Annotated in this window: 2 protein-coding genes and 1 pseudogene; 1 reads left to right on the plus strand and 2 read right to left on the minus strand. The window is 70.8% G+C overall.

The window, feature by feature from the left end; genetic code table 11:
* Together NS1_RS38360 and NS1_RS38365 are read right to left on the minus strand one after the other, a co-directional pair.
* Nucleotides 1-1,519 (minus strand): annotated as a pseudogene (locus NS1_RS38360) (LuxR C-terminal-related transcriptional regulator); the annotation flags it as partial.
* A complete protein-coding gene (locus tag NS1_RS38365) occupies nucleotides 1,512-3,323 on the minus strand; it encodes an Hsp70 family protein (RefSeq protein WP_062992637.1) in 1,812 nt (603 codons plus the stop codon). The gene NS1_RS38365 and the pseudogene NS1_RS38360, both read right to left, overlap by 8 nt.
* Nucleotides 3,324-3,616: 293 nt before the next feature.
* On the opposite strand from NS1_RS38365, the gene NS1_RS38370 reads away from it, so the two are divergent.
* A partial coding sequence (locus NS1_RS38370; RefSeq protein ID WP_218020021.1) for an IniB N-terminal domain-containing protein occupies nucleotides 3,617-3,880 on the plus strand: 264 nt, incomplete at its 3' end.

Raw genomic sequence — 3,880 nt, forward strand, 5'->3', positions numbered from 1 at the left:
CGTCACCGGCGCGGCGCGGCTCGCCGCTGCCGAGGCAGAGCAGGGTGGCGATCGAGACGGCCGAGCAGGGTAGGTAGCGATCGTCGCCGGTGTCGGTGTTGCCCGCTTGGATCAGCGCGGAGATCGCCGCGGCCGTGCCCGCGCCGTGCGGGTCGAGCGATTCGTCGAGCGCGCCCGCGATCAGCCGAGCCCCGGCGTCGGCCTCGGTCGGCGGCCAGTGCTGTGCGGAGACCGACATGCGCGCGGCGGCGGCCTGGTCACCGGCCAGGTTGAGGACCATGGCCGCGGGCGCCCAGTCGGCGCCGACTCGCTCCGGTCCGAGCCAGTTGTACAGTCCCGCCGCGCGGCTCACCAGGCCCCGACGGGTGAGCACGCCCGCGCAGATGCGCACCGCGGCGACGAGTTCGGTCCCGGGGATGTGCTGTGCGGTCAGCAGCGGTTCGGCCAGGCGGAGGGCGGTGTCGGTGTCGCCCGCGTGCGCGGCGGCCTCGGCCCAGCGCACCGCGATCGTCTCGACCGCGGCGCCCGCCGCGGCCGCGGCCGCGTAGCAGCGGGGGGCCTCGTCCGACTTCTCCGCAGTGCGACAGAGGAACTCCGCGAGCCGGGCATCGACCACGCCGGACTCGGCCAGGATCAGCGCCGTGCGGTCGCGGAGCAGGCCGGCGTCGAGGCGCGCGGTGAGCAGCCTGCGCTGCACGTCGACATAGCGGCGATCGCCGAGCAGCGTCCGCAACGGAGCAACGGCGGGTGCGAGGAGTAGGTCGGCATCGGTGACCAGGGCGCCCGCCCTGGCACGGTCGATCAGTTCGTGCGCGGTGGCGGTGTCGACGCCGAGCACCTCGGTGAGTTCTGTCGCGTCCAAACCGGTTCCGGTCGCCGCGACGACCAGCGTTTCGAGCAGCTCGGGTTCGACCGCTTCCAGCAGCGACCGCGTCCAGGCGGTGACGGACTCGTTCACCGCTGCCTCGCAGGTCTCGAGCGAGGCCGAACGGGCGCCCATCAGCGCCGCGACGACTCCGCCGGGAATCCCCGCGGTCAGCTGATGGATGTGCGCCGCGAGCGGCTGGGACACGGCCACGCCGAGTTCCCTGGCGAACGAGGTGATGTGGGCGCTACCCAGCGCGCGCAGATCCACCGTGCGGCCGTTGCGCGCCACCGCGTCGGCCAGCGCGCGCAGCCGGGGATCGTGTGGGCGCGGCTGGGTGGTCAGCACAACGGAGCGTTGTCCGGTCTCGATGGCGGCGCAGAGTGCGCGAAGCTCGGCGTCGCTGTATCGGTGGATATTGTCGGCGACGAGGACTGCCCGGTCGCGAATCTCGGTTTCGACCTGATCGGTCGTGGAGTCGACCATCGGAATGCCGCGGCCACGTAGATGCGCTCGGACGGCGTTGAGCAGGAACGATTTTCCGGTGCCCGCTCGGCCGCGGATCAACAGCAGCACGGTCTGCTCGTCGGCGGTGTCGAGTGCGCGGAAAACGGTTCGGGCGTTCGGGAAAGCGTCGTGAGCGATCTCAGCCACCATTTCCTCCGAGGACCCGGCCCGGCAGTTGCGTTCCCGATTCGAGGGTCTCGCCGACCGCGCCGCCCACGTCGTCGAGTAGGCCGCCGGGATCGACCTGGATGGTCGGAACCTGCGGCTTGGTCGGGGCGGGCACGGGCGCCGGAGCGGGGGCAGGTGCTGGAGCGGGTCCCGGCGCGGGCGCAGTGGCAGGTGCCGGGGCCTGCCCGGCGGGCGGCGCCTGCGCCGGTTGCTGCGCGGCGGGACCTGGTTGACCAGCGGTCTCCGGTGTTGCGGTCGCTGGTGTTCCGGCGGCGGGTGCGCCACCGGCAGGCGCCGGAGTTCCCGCAGCGGGCGTGCCGCCAGGAACGCCGGCGTCGGTCGTGCCGACCGGGATCACGCCCGACGGCGTCGCGGTGCCGGTCGCGCCTGGCAGAGCTGGGTCGGTGACCCCGGAGTTCGTGGCATTCGTTGCCCCGGCCGTGCCGCCCGCGCTGGTTGACGCGGGTGCGCCGGGAATCGGTGGGGCGTTGGTGGTCGCGGCGGGTCCGGTGGGTGAGAACTGAGTGGTGCCACCGAGCGCGAGGGTGCCGGTGGCCAGCGCGGCCATGGTCAAGGCCGCGGCCGCGACGACCGCCGAGCGTTTGGCTGTGAACATCTTGGTTCGAACCGGTTCCGCTGGTAGCGCGAGCACCTCGACGGCCGGGGCCACGGCCACCGAGGACGATGCCACCTGCACGGCCGGGATGGCCACGGTGGGCAGGCTGATCGCGGCGATGTCGAGGGCGATCTCGGCCGCGCCGAGTGCCGTGCAGGTCGTGGGGTCGGCACAGGCGATCACCGGAAGGCCGAATTCGGTGGAGATCAGCTCGGCTACCAGGGGAATCGCGCCACCGCCACCGGTGAGCAGCACCCGACCGACATCGCCGAGGGTGAGGTCGGCACGGCGGACCGCGTCCTGGAGCAGGCTCATCGAGTCGAGCAGGGTCGGACGCAGCAGATCCTCGAGTTCGCCCCGGGTCAGCCGCACCTGTTCGGTGTGCACGGAGGGGCTGAGCATCCCGACCGGAATCGCCGTCGCGGTATTCCTCGACAGTTCTTCCTTCGCAATTCTGCAGCGCTCGCGCAATGCCGACAATTCCTCTTCGACAACCGGATCGAATGGATCGATGTCGTTTCCACCCAGGGCATTTGCCAGCACATAGCGCATCGTCAGCAGATCGAATTCGGAACCGGCGATCGCGGTGCTGTGCACCGGCGTACCGAGCAGCCCGGCCTGCTCGCCCGTGCGCAGGACCGTCACCGTCGATCCGCTCGCGCCGAGGTCGTAGACGACCAGCGCGCCGTCGTCGAGCGGCCCGTTCTCGATCTCGTATCGGCGCACCGCGGCCAGCGGCTCGGGCACCAGCGTCACCTCGGGCAGGCCCGAGCGCGCGAGTGCCGACCTGGCGGCCTCGACGGTGACCTCGGGCCACCATGCCGGGTAACACGCGACGGTGGTCGCCGCGTCGTCGGATTCGGCGGCGGCGGCGCGGAGTTCGGCTGTCAGCGCGCGGGTCGCGGCGGCGAACAAATCGGCTGCGTCGTGGGTGGAACCATCCGCTGCCAGCAGGTCTACCGGATCGCCGACTCTGGACAAGTAATCATCGATTACCACTCCGCGATGGTGGCCCGTCGTGTCGGCGAAGCTCACCGATCCGTCGGTGCCGAGCCGCAGCGCGCTGCGGTGAGTGAGAACGGTGGCACCGGCCTCGTCGCCTGTCGTGGCCGCGGCAGCCGAATTCACCGCTCCGACAGTGGTGCCGAGCGCCAGACGCTCTGTCATTGGACAACCCCGTTCGCAGGACTTCCGGTGGACCGGTAAACGCTTGGGTAGAGCGAGATCGCCGAGGGCGGGCGTCCCATCCGATCTGTCGGTTGCTAGGGGGCAGCTGTTACCTGCGGTGGGGGAAGTACGGGGAAATTCCCCTAATCCGCGTCGGCCCCTAATGGGGTGCGTTCGGTGGGAACTAGGTATTCGCCCCGTTACCTGTAACGACGTGCCCGCCTAGCGTGAAAGACATTCCAACGACAAACAGATCGGGCATCACCGCCCATGATCTGGAGGAGCTGATCTCGATGACACCGAACGCGATTCTGGAGTTCATCCTCAATCTGCTGCGCGACCCTGATGCCGCGGCCAGTTACTGCGCCAACCCGTGCCAAGCGCTGAGCGTGGCAGGCCTGGCGGTGACCCCGGAGGACATTTCCGCGGTAGCGCCCATGGTGGCCGAATCCGCGCTGGTCAGCGGCGGCTCCCAGTTGCAGGCGATCGTGGCGGCGGGCGCCGCGGCGAGCACGAGCGCGGTTCTCGCTTCCACCGCGACGGCGGCCGCCGCTGTC

This window comes from Nocardia salmonicida NBRC 13393 (assembly GCF_001613085.1).
GTDB lineage: Bacteria > Actinomycetota > Actinomycetes > Mycobacteriales > Mycobacteriaceae > Nocardia > Nocardia salmonicida.

What these genes read in the sequence shown, in the direction of transcription:
- NS1_RS38365 (WP_062992637.1), bottom strand. Translation starts at nt 3,323, where the DNA reads ATGACAGAGCGTCTGGCGCTCGGCACCACTGTCGGAGCGGTGAATTCG.